At 55.0% G+C, this 17,338-nt stretch carries 17 protein-coding genes; 8 read left to right on the top strand and 9 right to left on the bottom strand.

Annotated elements, in window-relative coordinates:
• Positions 1-88 precede the first annotated feature (88 nt).
• Positions 89-655, bottom strand: a complete 567-nt coding sequence (gene gmhB, locus INF68_RS14590; protein ID WP_109845526.1) for a D-glycero-beta-D-manno-heptose 1,7-bisphosphate 7-phosphatase — start codon at positions 653-655, stop codon at positions 89-91.
• Between the two features lie 188 nt (positions 656-843).
• On the opposite strand from gmhB, the gene metN reads away from it, so the two are divergent.
• The 6 genes from metN (at position 844) to proS (ending at position 6,423) form a co-directional block, all read left to right on the top strand.
• Positions 844-1,875, top strand: coding sequence for a methionine ABC transporter ATP-binding protein MetN (gene metN / locus INF68_RS14585; RefSeq protein ID WP_023310475.1), 1,032 nt, complete (start codon positions 844-846; stop codon positions 1,873-1,875).
• On the top strand, positions 1,868-2,521 hold the full coding sequence (locus tag INF68_RS14580) for a methionine ABC transporter permease MetI (protein ID WP_014168730.1): 654 nt from the start codon (positions 1,868-1,870) through the stop codon (positions 2,519-2,521). The genes metN and INF68_RS14580 overlap by 8 nt, the downstream gene beginning before the upstream one ends.
• Positions 2,522-2,561: 40 nt before the next feature.
• Positions 2,562-3,377, top strand: coding sequence for a methionine ABC transporter substrate-binding lipoprotein MetQ (gene metQ / locus INF68_RS14575; RefSeq protein WP_014168729.1), 816 nt, complete (start codon positions 2,562-2,564; stop codon positions 3,375-3,377).
• 106 nt (positions 3,378-3,483) lie between these two features.
• Complete coding sequence (gene rcsF, locus INF68_RS14570) at positions 3,484-3,888, top strand: Rcs stress response system protein RcsF (protein WP_063440181.1); 405 nt, start codon at positions 3,484-3,486, stop codon at positions 3,886-3,888.
• Positions 3,885-4,592 carry a tRNA (N6-threonylcarbamoyladenosine(37)-N6)-methyltransferase TrmO gene (gene tsaA, locus INF68_RS14565; protein ID WP_023310474.1) on the top strand — a complete coding sequence of 236 codons (708 nt, stop codon included), beginning with the start codon at positions 3,885-3,887 and terminating at the stop codon, positions 4,590-4,592. Before rcsF ends, tsaA begins: the two co-directional genes overlap by 4 nt.
• 112 nt (positions 4,593-4,704) lie before the next feature.
• Entirely contained in the window at positions 4,705-6,423 is a 1,719-nt protein-coding gene (gene proS / locus INF68_RS14560) for a proline--tRNA ligase (protein ID WP_033144681.1), read from the top strand.
• 47 nt (positions 6,424-6,470) lie between these two features.
• On the opposite strand, the gene nlpE is transcribed toward proS, so the two are convergent.
• Genes nlpE through INF68_RS14545 form a run of 3 tightly spaced genes read right to left on the bottom strand, consistent with a single transcriptional unit; the run spans position 6,471 to position 8,168 of the window.
• Positions 6,471-7,169 (bottom strand): envelope stress response activation lipoprotein NlpE, encoded by a 699-nt coding sequence (nlpE, locus tag INF68_RS14555; protein ID WP_032660574.1) that lies wholly within the window; start codon positions 7,167-7,169, stop codon positions 6,471-6,473.
• Between the two features lie 34 nt (positions 7,170-7,203).
• Positions 7,204-7,626 carry an alternative ribosome rescue aminoacyl-tRNA hydrolase ArfB gene (arfB, locus tag INF68_RS14550; protein WP_126786363.1) on the bottom strand — a complete coding sequence of 141 codons (423 nt, stop codon included), beginning with the start codon at positions 7,624-7,626 and terminating at the stop codon, positions 7,204-7,206.
• Positions 7,623-8,168: a YaeQ family protein gene (locus INF68_RS14545; protein WP_109845530.1), complete on the bottom strand. Its 546-nt coding sequence runs from the start codon at positions 8,166-8,168 to the stop codon at positions 7,623-7,625. Before INF68_RS14545 ends, arfB begins: the two co-directional genes overlap by 4 nt.
• 196 nt (positions 8,169-8,364) lie before the next feature.
• Here INF68_RS14545 and INF68_RS14540 point away from each other — a divergent pair, with 196 nt between their 5' ends.
• Positions 8,365-8,565, top strand: a complete 201-nt coding sequence (locus INF68_RS14540) for a YaeP family protein (RefSeq protein WP_008501889.1) — start codon at positions 8,365-8,367, stop codon at positions 8,563-8,565.
• Positions 8,552-8,812, top strand: coding sequence for a Rho-binding antiterminator (rof, locus tag INF68_RS14535; protein WP_008501890.1), 261 nt, complete (start codon positions 8,552-8,554; stop codon positions 8,810-8,812). The genes INF68_RS14540 and rof overlap by 14 nt, the downstream gene beginning before the upstream one ends.
• Positions 8,813-8,840: 28 nt before the next feature.
• On the opposite strand, the gene tilS is transcribed toward rof, so the two are convergent.
• The 5 genes from tilS to dnaE form a co-directional block, all read right to left on the bottom strand.
• Complete coding sequence (gene tilS / locus INF68_RS14530; protein ID WP_126786359.1) at positions 8,841-10,130, bottom strand: tRNA lysidine(34) synthetase TilS; 1,290 nt, start codon at positions 10,128-10,130, stop codon at positions 8,841-8,843.
• Positions 10,131-10,188: 58 nt separating this feature from the next.
• Complete coding sequence (locus tag INF68_RS14525) at positions 10,189-10,578, bottom strand: VOC family protein (protein WP_109845532.1); 390 nt, start codon at positions 10,576-10,578, stop codon at positions 10,189-10,191.
• Positions 10,579-10,643: 65 nt separating this feature from the next.
• Positions 10,644-12,776 (bottom strand): lysine decarboxylase LdcC, encoded by a 2,133-nt coding sequence (locus INF68_RS14520; protein ID WP_126786358.1) that lies wholly within the window; start codon positions 12,774-12,776, stop codon positions 10,644-10,646.
• Positions 12,777-12,876: 100 nt separating this feature from the next.
• On the bottom strand, positions 12,877-13,836 hold the full coding sequence (gene accA, locus INF68_RS14515; protein WP_008501895.1) for an acetyl-CoA carboxylase carboxyl transferase subunit alpha: 960 nt from the start codon (positions 13,834-13,836) through the stop codon (positions 12,877-12,879).
• Positions 13,837-13,848: 12 nt separating this feature from the next.
• Positions 13,849-17,331 carry a DNA polymerase III subunit alpha gene (dnaE, locus tag INF68_RS14510; protein WP_126786357.1) on the bottom strand — a complete coding sequence of 1,161 codons (3,483 nt, stop codon included), beginning with the start codon at positions 17,329-17,331 and terminating at the stop codon, positions 13,849-13,851.
• Positions 17,332-17,338 lie beyond the last annotated feature (7 nt).

The raw sequence follows: 17,338 nt of genomic DNA, 5'->3' as shown, positions 1-17,338 counted from the left end.
GATGGAGGCGCATTATAGGGGGCCGCCGAGGAATGACAAGCGGAAAAATGCATTTTTATTTCAACCGCTCACCTTTTCACCAAAAAGGCTATTTTTGGTGCTTTTTAATCTCTTTTGGCAGGTCGGCCAGGCTATTAATCACCAAATCCGCTGCATTTTCTGCTTCTGGCGTCACTGGCTTACCGGTGCGAACTAATATTTTGGTTCCTACACCTGCTGCCGCTGCTGCCTGCATATCTTCCAGTTTATCGCCCACCATATAAGAAGCAGACATATCAATGTGCAGGAACTCCTGTGCAGAGATGAACATCCCCGGATGCGGCTTACGGCAGTCACAGGTCTGGCGATACGCTTCTACCGTTCCCTGCGGGTGGTGCGGACAATAGTAGATGCCGTCGAGATCCACACCTCGGTCGGCCAACGACCAGTCCATCCATTCCGTCAGCGTCTCGAACTGCGCTTCGGTGAATTTACCGCGTGCAATACCGGACTGGTTCGTCACAACCACCAGCGCATAACCCATCTCTTTCAGCTGGCGCATGGCATCTATTACGCCCTCGATAAACTCGAACTCATCAATCTCATGGACATAACCGTGATCCACATTAATAGTGCCGTCACGATCGAGAAAAATTGCGGGTACTGATTTTGCCACCGGTTTGCTCCTGAAAAAGGCATGTTCGACTAGTATCTCATGAATCGCAGCGCAATAAAGTGCTCATCGTACAGAGTTGGATTGATTTAGACGTCTGGATGCCTTAACATCCGTTTTGTTTACGGTCATCACCCGTATCTGGCAGAAGAAAATGCCACGGCTAACTTACATACGATAAAAATAATCTAATGATTAAACTTTCCAATATCACCAAAGTGTTCCAGCAGGGGAACCGAACCATTCAGGCGCTGAACAACGTCAGCCTGCATGTTCCTGCTGGTCAAATTTATGGCGTCATTGGCGCATCGGGTGCAGGTAAAAGCACGCTGATTCGTTGTGTTAACCTGCTTGAGCGCCCAACCCAGGGCAGCGTAGAAGTTGGCGGCCAGGAACTTACCGCCCTCTCAGAGAAAGAACTCACCAAAGCGCGTCGTCAGATTGGCATGATCTTCCAGCACTTTAACCTGCTGGCTTCCCGCACCGTGTTCGGCAACGTTGCCCTGCCGCTTGAGCTGGATAACACGCCGAAAGAAGAAGTGAAGCGTCGCGTTACCGAGCTGCTCGACCTCGTGGGTCTGGGCGACAAGCATGATAGCTACCCGGCAAATCTGTCCGGTGGGCAAAAACAGCGTGTGGCCATTGCCCGCGCGCTGGCAAGCAACCCTAAGGTACTTCTGTGTGATGAAGCCACCAGCGCACTGGATCCGGCAACCACGCGTTCAATTCTGGAACTGCTGAAAGACATTAACCGTCGCCTGGGCCTGACGATCCTCCTTATTACGCATGAGATGGACGTGGTGAAACGCATCTGCGACTGCGTGGCGGTCATCAGCAACGGTGAACTGATCGAGCAGGACACGGTAAGTGAAGTGTTCTCGCATCCGAAGACGCCGCTGGCACAGCAGTTCATCCAGTCCACGCTGCATCTGGATATTCCGGAAGATTATCTGGAGCGTTTGAAAACCGAACCCGCAGCAGACAGCGTCCCGATGCTGCGTATGGAGTTCACCGGTCAGTCCGTTGACGCTCCCCTGCTTTCCGAAACCGCGCGTCGCTTTAACGTGAACAACAACATCATCAGCGCGCAGATGGATTACGCAGGTGGCGTGAAGTTCGGCATCATGCTGACAGAAATGCACGGCACACAAGAAGAAACCCAGGCCGCGATTGCCTGGCTGCAAGAACACCACGTAAAAGTAGAGGTACTGGGTTATGTCTGAGCCGATGATGTGGCTGCTGGTTCGCGGCGTTTGGGAAACGCTGGCAATGACCTTTGTCTCTGGCTTCTTTGGTTTTGTGATTGGCCTGCCGGTTGGCGTATTGCTGTACGTGACGCGTCCAGGTCAAATCATTGAGAACGCGAAACTGTACCGTACGCTCTCTGCGCTGGTGAACATCTTCCGTTCTATTCCCTTCATTATTCTGCTGGTGTGGATGATTCCGTTTACCCGCGTGATCGTCGGAACGTCTATCGGACTGCAGGCGGCCATTGTTCCGCTGACCGTGGGGGCTGCGCCGTTTATCGCTCGTATGGTGGAAAACGCCCTTCTGGAAATTCCAACCGGTTTGATCGAAGCCTCACGCGCGATGGGCGCAACACCGATGCAGATCGTCCGCAAAGTTCTGCTCCCGGAAGCACTGCCGGGCCTGGTGAACGCGGCAACCATCACGCTCATCACGCTGGTCGGTTATTCCGCAATGGGTGGCGCAGTTGGCGCCGGCGGTTTAGGCCAGATTGGTTACCAGTACGGCTATATTGGATATAACGCTACCGTGATGAATACCGTTCTGGTATTGCTGGTTGTTCTGGTTTATTTAATCCAGTTCTCTGGCGATCGCATCGTCCGGACCGTTACTCACAAATAACGTTACACACAACACAAACTCTACGAGTTAAGGATAAAACATGGCGTTTAAATTAAAGACCTTTGCAGCAGTAGGCGCGCTGATCGGCTCTCTGGCACTGGTGGGTTGCGGTCAGGACGAAAAAGATCCAAACCACATTAAAGTGGGCGTTATCGTGGGTGCAGAACAACAGGTTGCTGAAGTTGCTCAGAAAGTGGCGAAAGAGAAGTATGGCCTGGACGTTGAGCTGGTGACCTTCAACGATTACGTTCTGCCGAACGAAGCGCTGAGCAAAGGCGATATCGACGCTAACGCCTTCCAGCATAAGCCATACCTTGATCAGCAGATCAAAGATCGTGGCTATAAACTGGTGGGCGTCGGTAACACCTTTGTTTATCCAATTGCCGGTTACTCTAAGAAAATTAAATCGCTGGACGAGCTGCAGCCGGGCTCTCAGGTTGCCGTGCCTAACGACCCAACCAACCTTGGCCGTTCCCTGCTGCTGCTGCAGAAAGTGGGCCTGATCAAACTGAAAGACGGTGTTGGCCTGCTGCCAACCGTTCTGGATGTTACCGAGAACCCGAAAAATCTGAAAATTGTTGAACTGGAAGCACCGCAGCTGCCGCGTTCTCTGGACGATGCGCAGATTGCCCTGGCCGTTATCAACACCACTTACGCCAGCCAGATTGGCCTGACGCCAGCCAAAGACGGTATCTTCGTAGAAGATAAAGACTCACCGTACGTTAACCTGATCGTGACTCGCGAAGACAACAAGGACGCGGAAAACGTGAAGAAATTCGTTCAGGCTTATCAGTCTGATGAAGTTTACCAGGAAGCCAACAAAGTGTTTAACGGCGGCGCTGTTAAAGGCTGGTAATCTCACCTCAGTGTAATATCATCAGGACGGGCTTATGCCCGTCTTGTCATTTGTGCAGTCAACTGATTCAATATCTGACGTTTTGATCATCCATTGAGGAACTATTATGCGTGCTTTACCGATCTGTCTTTTAGCACTCATGCTGAGCGGCTGTTCTATGCTAAGCAGATCTCCCGTTGAACCTGTTCAAAGCACGGCAACCCCGCCAAAAACAGAGCCTACGAAACCGAAAGTGGTTCGCCCTGCACCGGTTCGCATTATCACGAAAGCAGACGAACTCGTCGGTAAACCGTTCCGTGAACTGGGCGAAGTAAGCGGCGAATCCTGTCAGGCGACCAATCAGGACTCACCACCGAATATTCCGACAGCGCGTAAACGTATGCAGATTAATGCCGCAAAAATGAAAGCCAACGCGGTTCTGTTGCACAGCTGCGAAGTCACCAGCGGCACGCCGGGCTGCTATCGTCAGGCGGTTTGCATCGGTTCTGCGCTGAACATCACGGCTAAATGAGTGCATTTCAGTTCGAGCAGATAGGCGTTATCCACTCTCCTTATAAAGAGAAGTTCGCCGTCCCCCGCCAGCCCGGTCTGGTCACCAGCGGAAGCGGTGAGCTTCACCTGATTGCGCCTTACAATCAGGCCGATGCTGTACGCGGGCTCGAGGCTTTCAGCCATTTATGGGTGGTGTTCGTGTTTCACCAGACGATGGAAGGCGGCTGGCGGCCTACCGTGCGGCCTCCTCGTCTTGGCGGAAATGCGAGAATGGGCGTGTTTGCGACTCGCTCGACCTTTCGCCCAAACCCGGTTGGAATGTCGCTGGTTGAACTGAAAGGCATACGCTGCCAGAAAGATCGGGTGATACTGGAGTTAGGTAGTCTGGACCTGGTAGACGGCACGCCGGTAATCGACATCAAACCCTATTTGCCCTTCGCCGAAGCGCTCCCGGACGCGCGTGCAAGTTATGCTCAGGACGCACCGCAGGCGGACATGCCTGTTTATTTTACGCCAGAGATAACCGCGCAGCTCGGTCAGCTGGAGAAACGCTATCCTCGCTTACGGGATTTCATCACTGAAGTTCTGGCACAGGACCCTCGTCCGGCCTACCGTAAAGAAGAGGAAGAAGGAAAAACGTACGCCGTCTGGCTGCTTGATTTCAACGTTCGCTGGCGCGTCACCGGGGCAGGTTTTGAAGTGTTTGCCCTTGAACCCAGGTAATTTTGTTCTCCTCTCTTTTGGCATCTTTGCCACACTGGTAAACTAAACCACTTTTTTTGTGTCAGGCTGGTGTTTCAGCCTGTTCCAATCGTCGAAATGGAACCGTAACAACATGCGTACTAGCCAATATCTGCTCTCCACTCTGAAGGAGACGCCTGCCGACGCCGAAGTGATCAGCCATCAGCTGATGCTGCGCGCCGGGATGATCCGCAAGCTGGCCTCCGGGTTATACACCTGGCTGCCGACCGGCGTGCGCGTCCTGAAAAAAGTCGAAAACATCGTGCGTGAAGAGATGAACAACGCCGGTGCTATCGAGGTGTCCATGCCTGTGGTTCAGCCCGCTGACCTGTGGCAGGAGAGCGGCCGTTGGGAGCAATATGGTCCTGAACTGCTGCGCTTTGTCGATCGCGGCGAGCGTCCTTTCGTTCTCGGCCCAACGCATGAAGAAGTCATTACCGACCTGATTCGTAACGAGCTGAGCTCTTACAAACAGCTGCCGCTGAACTTCTTCCAGATCCAGACCAAGTTCCGTGACGAAGTTCGCCCACGTTTCGGCGTCATGCGCTCTCGCGAATTCCTGATGAAAGATGCTTACTCTTTCCATACCTCTCAGGAATCACTGCAAGAGACTTACGACGCAATGTACGCGGCATACAGCAAGATCTTCTCCCGCATGGGTCTGGATTTCCGCGCTGTGCAGGCTGATACCGGCTCCATCGGCGGTAGCGCATCCCATGAGTTCCAGGTACTGGCGCAGAGCGGTGAAGACGATGTGATCTTCTCTGACTCTTCAGACTACGCGGCGAATATCGAATTTGCAGAAGCGCTGGCGCCAAAAGAACCGCGCGGCGCGGCAACGCAAGAGATGACGCTGGTTGATACGCCAAATGCGAAAACCATTGCCGAGCTGGTTGAACAGTTCAATCTGCCTGTCGAAAAAACCGTGAAAACCCTGCTGGTGAAATCCACTGAAGGTAGCGCTTATCCGCTGGTTGCCCTGCTGGTGCGTGGCGATCATGAGCTGAACGAAGTGAAAGCCGAGAAGCTGCCGCAGGTAGCCAGTCCGCTGACCTTCGCAACGGAAGCGGAAATCCGCGCCGTGGTGAATGCGGGTCCAGGTTCACTGGGTCCAGTCAATCTGCCGGTGCCGGTTGTTATTGACCGCACGGTTGCTGCAATGAGCGACTTCTCTGCAGGTGCGAACATCGACGGTAAACACTACTTCGGCATCAACTGGGATCGCGACGTGGCGACGCCGGAAGTGGCTGACATCCGTAACGTGGTTGCAGGCGATCCAAGCCCGGACGGTCAGGGTACCCTGATGATTAAGCGCGGCATCGAAGTGGGTCACATCTTCCAGCTGGGCGATAAATACTCTCGGGCGCTGAACGCCGCTGTTCAGGGTGAAGATGGCCGTAACCAGATCCTGACCATGGGTTGCTACGGTATCGGGGTGACGCGCGTGGTGGCTGCGGCGATTGAGCAGAACTACGACGAACGCGGCATCGTCTGGCCGGACAATATTGCGCCGTTCCAGGTGGCCATTCTGCCAATGAACATGCACAAGTCTTACCGCGTGCAGGAGCTGGCCGAGAAGCTGTATGCCGAGCTGCGCGCTCAGGGTATCGAAGTGCTGATGGATGACCGTAAAGAGCGTCCAGGCGTAATGTTCGCCGATATGGAACTGATCGGTATCCCGCACACCGTCGTCATCGGCGACCGCAACCTCGACAGCGATGAGATTGAATACAAATACCGTCGCAGCGGCGAAAAACAGATGATCAAGACCGGCGACATTCTTGATTACCTGGTGAAAGCCATCAAAGGCTAAACAAAAAACCCCGCTCAGGCGGGGTTTTTTAATGGCTCAGCGTCAGCTTATTTACTGTTACAGTCTTTACCCGCAACAAACTTCGCGTCTTTATCTGCCACCAGCGTTTTCACCATCTCCCCGCTATCCGGGTTTGGCTCCAGCGTAAAGTGACCGTCAACCGTCAGCAATACCGGCTTGCTGTCATTACCGCGTGCCACTGCGTAATCACGTTCAAGCTGCGCATTGTTTGCCACGCTGACCTTCCTGCCGGTTGCGCAGTCGGTAAAGATCGCCGCATCCGCCATATAGAAGTACATTCCCCGCATTGCCATCGGCGTGGCAGGCAGAGCCGCTTTTACCGGCGCAAGCGTGTAGTTGAACTGGGATTCAATCGGGTTGCCTTCGCGGTCAAGCATCTCCATCCCCTCACCTTTGGCGCGGAAAAAGGTTTTCTCACCGGTGGTGTCCGTCAGGACCAGCTTCTCGGCCGTACGCGCCCATGTTCCATAAGTTGCAAAAGAAGAAGGCTCTTTTGCGCCCTGATAGCGCTGGTTCATCACCCAGGTGCCGTCTTTTTGCAGGAACAGAGACGTTTCAATGCCTTCGCAGTCCGCGCAAGGCAATACGCCGCGCCAGCTCTGCTGCATCGGTTTTAATTCTTCCGTTTGCGTGGGTTGTAAAACCTGCGTTTCGGAGCGGTTATTACACCCAAAAAGCGCAAACAGCGTACTCGCTGCCAGTGCTGACCATAATACTTTTTTCACAATGAATTCCTTATGAAAAGTGTGTTCCCTTTCGTCACTCTGTCGGGCGACGAACTTTACCGCGTAGTGCTTTCACTGTGGATTTTTGGGCCTTCGAGGACAACCGACGCTCTTTCGATGCTCGGGTTGGCCGCGTTGCCCGGCGGCTTTTTTGTACTGTCGTTAACTCTTTGATGACCGCCACCAGCCTGGCTAGCGCCGCTTCCCGGTTGAGCTCCTGGCTGCGGTACTCCTGGGCTTTGATCACAATCACGCCATCGCTGGTGATCAGGTGATGGCTGGCGGCAAGCAGGCTTTCTTTATAATACTCTGGCAGGCTTGAGGCCCGAATGTCAAAACGCAAATGGATAGCCGTCGACGCCTTGTTGACGTGCTGCCCGCCAGCCCCCTGCGAACGGATGGCGGTGATCTCCAGCTCGTTGTCAGGGATGCTGACGTTTCGGGACAAGACGATCATGACGCGGGTTGCCACGCCGTCAAATGAATTTCCAGATTATTCTGAGAATCAGAGAGCCAGATGGCGCCATCCTGAATCGTCGCCTGCAACACCATGGTCCGGCTGGCAAAGTCGCTCAGCTGCGCCAGCTGCTCATCATCCAGATACCAGACCGTGAGATTTTTAAACTGTCCGCACTTGCTCTTGTTTTGCTGCCACCAAATCTCCGCAGCGCGCTGATTATACGTGAATAAGGCCACTTCAGCGGACTGGGTGCAGGCCTTTTTAATTCTGCGCTCGTCCGGCAGGCCGAGTTCTATCCACAAATCGATACCCAGATGATCGTTGCGCAGCCAGGCTTCAGGCTCGTCTTCTGCGCTTAACCCACGGGTAAACTGCAGACGCTCGTCAGCGTACTTAATCCACGCCAGCAGGCGCAGCATCATGCGCTCCTGGGTTTCGGAGGGGTGGCGTGCCAGCGTAAGCGACGCGTCGAGGAACTGGTTGCGATCCAGATCGGCCACATTGACCACTGCTTTATAAATTGTCGCTTTCAGCGCCATGAGAGAACTCCATTCGAATCAGGCGCACATTGTAGCGAAAACCGCGGCAAAAGGCTGTTACAGGGTGTTAAATACACCGCTATCAAGGCCCTGATATTGCTTAAATGAGTATGGTATAGTCACCTTGCTAAACCGAGTTTATCTTCGTAGGCTTAATGATATCTCACAGTAAGTCAGTGCGCTGGCGGGAGGGGATGTGAATAATTATTGTGAGTTAATTCGCAAACGGTATGCGGAAATCGCCAGCGGAGATCTGGGGTATGTCCCGGACGCGTTGGGCTGTGTATTGAAAGTGCTTAATGAAGTGGCCTCTGATGAGAGCCTTTCAGAGTCGGTCAGGGAAAAAGCAGCGTATGCTGCGGCGAATTTACTGGTGAGCGATTATGTCGATGAATGATACTTATCAACCCATCAATTGTGATGACTATGACAACCTCGAACTCGCCTGCCAGCATCATTTATTACTGACGCTGGAGCTAAAAGATGGCGAAGTGTTGAAGGCGAAGGCCAGCGATCTGGTTTCACGTAAGAATGTGGAATACCTGATAGTGGAAGATGCCGGTGCGACGCGTGAGCTGCGTCTGGACAAAATAGCCAGCTTCAGCCACCCGCAAATCGGCACCGTCGTGGTGAGCGAATCCTGATGACACTAACGGGCAGCCTGGCTGCCCGTTACGCTTTTTGCCACTCAAAACGGACACCCTCTTCTGACCACCCCGCTTCCGTGATGAAAACCCCTGCCGCAGCGATAAGCGTTTCACCGTAGAACAGTAGCGGCGTGGTGTCACGCAGCCACGGCGGCACGTTACACTCCTGCCATATTTTCTTCAGCTTCCGTCCCCCGTTGCGCCCGACGATATGGAGCATGCCACCAGCCTTAAAGCGCACGGTGACCGGTTCACCGGGCTTCGGCAGCCGCACATGACCAGACGACAGGAGAGAAACGCGTCCTGCCTCACAGGGCAATATCAGCGGTGCGTCAGGAGAAAGCCAGTCGAGCACCACATCGGTCAGCGAGGGCATGGATTTTATCCACCAGAGCTCCCCCTTATAGCGTCTAACCTCAAAACCGTTCAGGTGGACACACGGGGAGGCATCATCCCGCGCCAGAGCGACTTCTTCCCAGATACGGCTCAGCATTGTCCTCGACGGCATCGCGGCGCGATGAAAGGCCAGCCAGCGTCGTAGCAGCGCGGCGCGACGTACCGGACTCATCGCTTTCATCGGTGCGATTGCCAACGCCCCGTCGGCAGAAATCAGCCCAGCCAGTTCGTCGCTCAACAGTTCATCCAGCAACGACTCTTGTTCGGCGCACAGCATGGCGCTTCTTGCCGTCGCGTCGGCGAAATGCGGCCAGCGCTCGCCCAAAAGCGGGAGGACGCGCAGGCGCAGGAAGTTACGGTCATAGCCGTCATCCTGGTTACTCTCATCTTCGATCCAGTTCAGCTGATGTTCTCGCGCCCAGGCTTCCAGCGAGGCTCGCGTCTCGCCAAGCAGCGGACGCAGTAATGTTGTGCCGGCAAATTCAGAACGCGCCGGCATGGCAGAAAGTCCCGCCGGCCCGCTGCCCCGCTTAAGCGCCAGCAGAAAAGTTTCACACTGGTCATCAAGATGCTGAGCCGTGACCAGCGCTTCTCCAGCAAGTAATGCCCCGGCAAACGCGGCATAGCGGACTTTCCGCGCCTGAGCCTCGATGCCCAGCCCTTCCTCCGCAAGCGTCACTCGCTCCACGATGAGCGGGATCGCCCAGGCCGCACATAAGGCTTCGCAGTGCGCCACCCACGCCTCTGCGTGAGGACTTAATCCGTGGTGAATATGCATCGCCCGAAGCTGGACGTCAGGTTCCCGATCGCGCCAAATCTTAAGGCGATGCAGCAACACGGTAGAATCGAGGCCACCGCTAAACCCCACCAGCAGCTGGCGGTACGGTGAAACGGCTTGTGCGATAGCGGGTAAGATCATAGGAGATTACACATAAAAAATGCCCGAACTGAGCGGGCATTATCACACAGGACAACCATTACTGCTGATAAAGCTCCAGGGGCAGGCCGTCCGGGTCGTTGAAAAAGGTAAAACGCTTGTCGGTGAACGGATCGACGCGTATCGCTTCGCACGTCACGCCGTGCGCTTCCAGATGTTTTACCGCGCTATCCAGGTCATCGACGCTGAAGGCAAGATGACGCAGGCCACAGGCTTCCGGGCGGGACGGACGCGCAGGCGGAAAAGGAAAAGAGAACAGCTCAATCACATATTGCCCGTTTAACGCCAGGTCGCCCTTCCAGGAGTCACGCTCCTCGCGGTAGGCCTCGCTCATGAGCGTAAAGCCGAGGATGTCGCAGTAGAAGGCCTTACTTTTCGCGTAGTCGGTCACAATGATCGCAATATGATGAACAGCTTTTAAACCCAGCATAGCTTCTCCTTTTTATGATGCCTGAACGTTACAACCGAAAACCCGCACCTGGCAAGCGGTCACCCTTATTTTAGGACTCGCACCCAGTAAACGCCGTTCTCGTCGCGCTTCGCACCGTGGATATCCGTCTCAAAACCGGGATAGTGCCGCCCAACCGAACAGAGCATCAGCAGGAAATCGAGCACGGCCCGACTCTCTTCGGTAATCATCTCTCCCGGCATCAGGAGCGGAACGCCCGGCGGGTAAGGCAGGATCATGTTAGCCGATACGCGCCCGACCAGGTTTTCCAGCTCGACGGTTTCGACCTCCCCTTTCACCTGGCGCTGCCATGCTTTGTGCGGGGTAAACTTCATCTCCGGTAAGACATCGAACGCCTGAAGCATCAGACGCGGCAGATCGTGCTGACGGATCAGCCTGTGGATCCCCTGAGCCAGATCCTGAATGCGCATATTTCGATAGAAGTCAGGATCCTCCGCGTAGAGATCCGGCAGCATGTTCTTCACCCGCAGGTTGAGATCGTAGGCGCGCTTAAACTCCATCAGGCCGCGCAACAGCCCCATCGCCCGGGTTTTATCAATACCAATACTGAACAGGAAAAGCAGGTTATAGGGACCGGTTTTCTCCACCACCACGCCACGTTCATCAAGGAATTTCGCGACCAGCGCGGCCGGAATACCTTCATCGCTCATCTTGCCCTGCTCATCCATGCCCGGCGTCAGGATCGTCACTTTTACCGGGTCGAGGAACATATGGTCGCTATCGGCATCCCGGAAGCCATGCCAGTCTTCTCCGGGCGAGACGGGCCAGCATTCTGCTTCATCAATCTCTTCCGGCTGCCAGATATCAAAGAACCAGCCGTCGGCTTCATCTTTCAGTCGCTGAACCTCTTTGCGGAAATGCAGCGCGCGTTCTACCGAACGGTTGATGAGTCGTTTGCCCGGATTGCCGCGCAGCATCGCCGCGGCCGTTTCGATGGAGGCCACCAGCGGATAGCTCGGTGAGGTGGTGGTGTGCATCATAAAGGCTTCGTTAAAGGTCTCTTCGTCATACTCGCCTTTGATGTGAATAAGCGAAGCCTGGGAAAACGCCGCTAGCATTTTGTGCGTCGACTGCGTTTCGAAGAACACTTTACCCGGCACGCGTTCACCGCTCATGCCGCTTTTGCCGGCGTAAATCGGGTGGAAATTAGTGTACGGCACCCACGCGGAATCGAAGTGGATCGACGGCACGTCCAGCGTCTTTTTGATCCAGTTAGTGTTGTACAGCAGACCGTCGTAGGTGGAGTTGGTGATCACCGCATGGACAGGCCAGCTTGCGCCAGGAATTGCCGCAACCTTACGTTCAATGGCGTCATGGGTGAACTCCCGGCGCGGAATACCGCCAAGAATACCGAGCGCGTTACGCGTGGGCGACAGCCAGAGCGGTACGACGTCGCTCATCATCAGCAGATGTGCCAGCGATTTATGGCAGTTACGGTCAATCAGCAAGGTGCTGCCAGCAGGCGCAGCGTACATCCCGACGATTTTGTTCGAGGTCGACGTGCCGTTGGTCACCATATAGCTCTGTTCGGCGCCAAAGGTGCGGGCGATATACTCTTCGGCTTCCAGATGCGGGCCGGTGTGATCCAGCAGAGAGCCTAGTTCGGTGACTGAAATCGACACGTCCGCTTTCAGCGTGTTGCCACCGAAGAAATCATAGAACAGGCAGCCCACCGGGCTTTTTTGATAGGCCGTTCCCGCCATATGACCTGGCGTACAAAAGGTATATTTGCCCTCCTTCACGTAGGTGAAGAGCGCGCGGGTAAACGGCGGAGTGATGTTATCGAGATATTCATTCGTATATTGCTGAATTCGGGTCGCAATATCTTCCGCCACGCCGAGGGAATATTCAAAGAACCACAGCGCCATACGCATATCGTTGGCGCTGACGTCCATGGTTGAGTGGGTATTAATAAACGCGTACAGCGGGAGATATTCGTTCAGCCTGTTGATATCGCTGCACAGTTCGAGATCGTATTCGTCCCAGTCGAAGATCACGCCGCAAATACGCGGGTTATGCTCGATGAACTTCAGCAGGTCGGCGCTGTTGTGCGGCCAGATTAGCTGATACCCGCGCGACTGCAGGGCTTGCTCAAGCTCCTTGATGGGCTCGTCTTTATAGAAGACGCCGTGCGGCCCCATAATGGCAATGATGTTCACGGTTTACCTCCTTGAAAAACATTAGCTAAGCATAGTTAAGGTAAACGGCAGCTATAAAAAAAGCCGCAACATTGTGCGGCTTTTCAGATAATTGTGAGGCTTACGCGTAACCGTAGGTCATCAGACGCTGGTAACGGCGGTTGAGCAGATCTTCTTTGCTCAGCACGTCCAGATCTGCCAGGTCAGCCAGCAGCTGCGCTTTCAGAGAAGCCGCCATCACTTCCGGCTTACGATGCGCACCACCCAGCGGTTCCGGGATGATGGAGTCGATCAGCTTAAGCTCTTTCAGGCGCGGCGCAATGATGCCCATGGCTTCTGCAGCCAGCGGCGCTTTGTCGGCGCTTTTCCACAGAATGGACGCGCAGCCTTCCGGAGAGATAACGGAATAGGTGCTGTACTGCAGCATATTCACTTTATCGCCCACGCCAATTGCCAGCGCACCGCCGGAACCACCCTCACCGATAACGGTACAGATGACCGGCACCTTCAGGCGAGACATCTCGCGCAGGTTGCGCGCGATAGCTTCAGACTGACCGCGCTCTTCCGCGCCCACGCCAGGGTATGCACCCGGGGTGTCGATGAAGGTGATGATTGGCATGTTGAAACGCTCAGCCATCTCCATCAGGCGCAGGGCTTTACGGTAGCCTTCTGGTGCTGGCATACCGAAGTTACGACGGATTTTCTCTTTGGTTTCACGACCTTTCTGATGACCAATGATCATCACCGGGCGTCCGTCCAGACGCGCGATACCGCCAACGATAGCTTTATCGTCAGCGTATGCGCGATCGCCTGCCAGTTCGTCAAATTCGTCAAACGCCAGGCGGACATAATCCAGGGTGTACGGACGCTGTGGATGGCGAGCCAGCTGGGCCACCTGCCATGCGCCGAGATCGGCAAAGATTTTGCGCGTCAGCTCTACGCTTTTCTCGCGCAGACGATGCACTTCTTCGTCGATGTTAATATCCAGTTTTTCATCCTGACGGCTTACCGCTGTCAGAGAATCGATTTTCGCTTCCAGCTCAGCAATCGGCTGTTCGAAATCAAGGAAATTCAGACTCATAGTATTCCTGTATTAGTCAAACTCCAGTTCCACCTGCTCCGAACCAATGAGGCCACGGAGATCGTTCAGTAAACGATCGCTCGGAGAGACACGCCACGTTGCACCAAAGCGCAACCGCGCGCGTGCATCCGCCCTCTGATAGTAGAGATGTACTGGAATTGTCCCCGAGCGGTGGGGTTCCAGAGACTGACGGAGTCGGTTTAAAAGCTGGTCATCAATTTGCCTGTCCGTCAGCGAGATAGCAAGCCCGCGAGCATATTTTTCCCGGGCTTCGTCAATGTCCATCACTTCGCGGGCGGTCATTTTAAGCCCCCCACTGAAGTCATCAAAGCTGACCTGTCCGCTGACGATAAGTATGCGGTCTTTTTCCAGCAATTGCTGGTATTTATCCAGCGCGTCGGTGAACAACATCACCTCCAGACGCCCGGAACGGTCATCCAGCGTACAGATGCCGATACGATTGCCACGCTTGGTGACCATAACCCTTGCGGCAATCACGAGCCCCGCAGCCGTGGTAATTTTACCACGTTCTGTCGGATGCATGTCTTTAAGCCTGTGGCCGCCGACATAGCGCTCAATTTCTTTGATGTACTGGTTGATCGGGTGCCCAGTCAGGTACAAGCCTAACGTCTCACGCTCCCCATCCAGTACCACCTGTTCTGGCCACGGCTGGCAGTTGGAATAAGATTGCTCGATCTGCTCTGGCTCTTCCGCCAGCACCCCGAACATATCCGCCTGACCAATGGCTTCCGCTTTTGCATGCTGATCCGCCGCTTTCAGCGCGTCGCCGAGGGAATTCATCAGCGCGGCGCGATGCGGCCCCAGCCTGTCAAACGCGCCGGACATGATCAGTTTTTCCAGCACGCGACGGTTCAGTTTTTTGGTGTCGGTACGAGCGCAAAGATCGAACAGTTCGCGGAAATACCCGCCGTTGTTACGCGCTTCGATGATCGCCTCGATCGGACCTTCGCCCACGCCTTTGATCGCGCCGATCCCGTAAACGATCTCTCCGTCGTCGTTGACGTGGAAGTGGTAAAGCCCTGAGTTAATATCCGGCGGCAGGATCTTAAGGCCCATGCGCCAGCACTCGTCCACCAGGCCAACCACCTTCTCGGTGTTGTCCATATCGGCCGTCATTACCGCCGCCATAAATTCAGCAGGATAGTGCGCTTTCAGCCACAGCGTTTGATATGACACCAAAGCATAGGCGGCGGAGTGGGATTTGTTAAATCCGTACCCGGCGAATTTCTCCACCAGGTCGAAGATTTTCATCGCCAGCTCGCCGTCAACGCCGTTTTTCTTCGCCCCGTCTTCAAAGATGGAACGCTGCTTGGCCATCTCTTCCGGCTTTTTCTTACCCATAGCACGACGCAGCATGTCCGCGCCGCCGAGCGTATAGCCGGAAAGCACCTGAGCAATCTGCATGACCTGTTCCTGATACAGGATAATGCCGTAGGTTGGTTCCAGTACCGGCTTGAGGCTTTCATGCTGCCACTGAACGTCCGGGTAAGAAATCTCTTCGCGACCGTGCTTACGGTCGATAAAGTTATCTACCATCCCTGACTGCAGTGGGCCCGGACGGAACAGGGCGACCAGAGCGATCATATCTTCGAAGCAGTCGGGCTGCAGACGTTTAATCAGGTCTTTCATGCCGCGGGATTCAAGCTGGAAGACGGCGGTGGTCTCCGAGCGCTGCAGCATATCGAAACTTTTCTTGTCATCCAGCGGGATGGCCGCGATATCCAGCGGCGGTTCGCCGTTCTTCTCGCGGCGGGCGTTAATCATCTCCAGCGCCCAGTTGATGATGGTCAACGTACGCAGACCCAGGAAGTCGAACTTCACCAGCCCGGCGTATTCTACGTCGTTCTTGTCAAACTGGGTTACCGGGTGTTGGCCCGCTTCATCGCAGTAGAGCGGCGCGAAGTCGGTAATTTTGGTCGGCGCGATAACCACGCCCCCCGCATGCTTGCCGGCGTTACGCGTGACGCCTTCCAGCTTGCGCGCCATGTCTATCAGCGCTTTGACCTCTTCGTCAGCTTCGTAGATTTCCGGCAGCTGAGGTTCGGCTTCAAACGCTTTTGCCAGCGTCATGCCCGGATCGGGCGGCACCAGCTTAGAAATACGATCGACAAACCCGTACGGGTGGCCCAGCACGCGTCCCACGTCGCGGATAACCGCCTTCGCCGCCATCGTACCGAACGTAATAATCTGCGAAACCGCATCACGGCCGTACATATCGGCCACGTGCTCAATGACCTGATCGCGTTTCTCCATGCAGAAGTCGACGTCGAAGTCGGGCATCGAGACACGTTCCGGGTTAAGGAAACGTTCGAACAGCAGGTCGAATTCCAGCGGATCGAGGTCGGTAATTTTCAGCGCGTACGCCACCAGCGAGCCCGCACCGGAGCCACGGCCCGGTCCAACCGGCACGCCGTTATCCTTCGACCACTGGATGAACTCCATAACGATCAGGAAGTAGCCCGGGAAGCCCATCTGGTTGATCACCTGGAGTTCAATGTCCAGGCGTTCGTCATACTCCGGACGACGCTTTTTACGCTCTTCTTCATCCGGGAACAGGAATTCCAGACGCTCTTCCAGACCTTCTTTTGATTTCGCGACCAGGAAATCTTCCGTGGTCATGTCACCCGTCGGGAACTGCGGCAGGAAGTATTCGCCAAGGCGGACGGTGACGTTGCAGCGCTTAGCAATCTCTACGCTGTTTTCCAGCGCTTCGGGGATATCGGAGAAGAGCTCACACATCTCCTCCTCGCTGCGCATGTACTGTTGTGCGGAGTAATTGCGCGGCCGCTTCGGATCGTCGAGGGTGAAGCCATCGTGGATCGCCACGCGAATTTCGTGAGCGTCAAAATCGCCCGCCTCAAGGAACCGCACGTCGTTGGTGGCCACTACGGGCAACCCGCGCTCCTCTGCGAGCGCCACCGCGGCATGAAGATAGCTCTCTTCATCCTGACGGCCGGTACGGATCAACTCCAGGTAATAACGATTCGGGAAATATTCTTCATAGAACGAGACGCATTGATCCACCAGCGCGCTATTGCCTCGCAGCAGACATTTGCCGACGTCACCCATACGGCCACCCGAGATCAGCAGCAGCCCTTCGTTCAGTTCAGCCAGCCAGTCACGGTCGATCCACGGCCCCAGCGCGCCATATCCGCGCTGATAGGCTTTTGAGATAAGCAGAGTGAGGTTTTGATAGCCCGTGTTGTTCATCGCCAGCACGGAGATTTGCGTCATTTCATCGCCGATAAGATCGCTCTGCACATGAAAATCCGCCCCGACGATGGGCTTTATCCCCGCGCCGTGCGCCGTTCCGTAGAACTTCACCAGGCCACACAGGTTGGTAAAATCGGTGATCGCCAGCGCGGGCATGCCAAGGGAGGCCGCCTTTTTTACCAGCGGCCCGGTCTTCGCCAGCCCATCGATCATGGAGTAGTCGCTATGCACCCGCAGGTGTACGAAACGTGGTTCAGCCATCTTCAGA

It is taken from the genome of Enterobacter cloacae complex sp. P16RS2, from assembly GCF_014982155.1.
GTDB lineage: Bacteria > Pseudomonadota > Gammaproteobacteria > Enterobacterales > Enterobacteriaceae > Enterobacter > Enterobacter cloacae_M.
This window is presented reverse-complemented; position numbering and strand designations above follow the sequence as displayed.